Origin of the sequence: Paraburkholderia franconis, assembly GCF_009362735.1 — a bacterium.
Taxonomy (GTDB): Bacteria; Pseudomonadota; Gammaproteobacteria; order Burkholderiales; family Burkholderiaceae; genus Paraburkholderia; species Paraburkholderia franconis.
On the sequence record NZ_WHNP01000247.1, the window covers coordinates 1 to 795 of the forward strand.

At 60.0% G+C, this 795-nt stretch carries 1 protein-coding gene; it reads right to left on the minus strand.

The features are described 5' to 3' along the window. Positions 1-5: 5 nt before the first annotated feature. Positions 6-795, minus strand: a 790-nt coding sequence (locus GCT13_RS47990; protein ID WP_152768463.1) for an IS5 family transposase, incomplete at its 5' end; no start/stop codon positions are given.

A 795-nucleotide genomic window follows, 5' to 3' on the forward strand; every position in this document is an offset into this window, starting at 1 on the left:
CCGTGTTATGAACTTTGAAGTACTGGCACTGCATGCACGAGCATAAGCATGGCGAAGACCACGAAATGAAGCCCGGCAAGCGTTTCAGGTAATCGCTCATAGTCCCGCGCGAGGCGGCGAAAGCGGTTGAGCCAGCCAAAGCTGCGCTCGACCACCCATCGCCGGGGCAGCAGCACGAAACCTTTCTTTGCTTCCTGCAGTTTGATGACCTGCAGATCAATGCCTTCATTGCTGGCGGCCTGCGCAGCGTCTTCCCCTGTGTATCCTTGATCCGCGAAGGCCACCTTGACCGTTTCTCCCGTGATTTCCTGCACCTGTCGCGCGAGTTCTGCCACCTGCGCGCGCTCCTGCTCGTTGGCGGGCGTGACGTGCACCGCGAGCAAATGTCCCAGCGTGTCGACTGCAATATGGACCTTGCTGCCACGCTTGCGCTTGTAGCCGTCATAGCCCGCGCGCGGACCGCTCTCGCAGGTGGACTGCATTGTCCGGCCATCAAGGATCACGGCGCTGGGCTGGCCCTGCCGTCCTTGCGCCACACGGATGATCGAGCGCAAATCGCAGACCATGTTCTCAAAGCAGCCTGCCTGAAGCCAGCGCTGGGTCTGCTGGTACACCAGTTCCCACGGAGGAAAGTTGTTGGGCATCATTCTCCATGGCGCACCAGCACGTACGATCCAGCGCAACGCGTTAAACATTTCTCGCAGTTCGTACTTGCGCTGCGGTGCTGCTTCATCCATCAGCGTCAGATACGGCGCCGCGAAGCTCCACTCTTCGTCGGACACGTCTGTCGGGTAG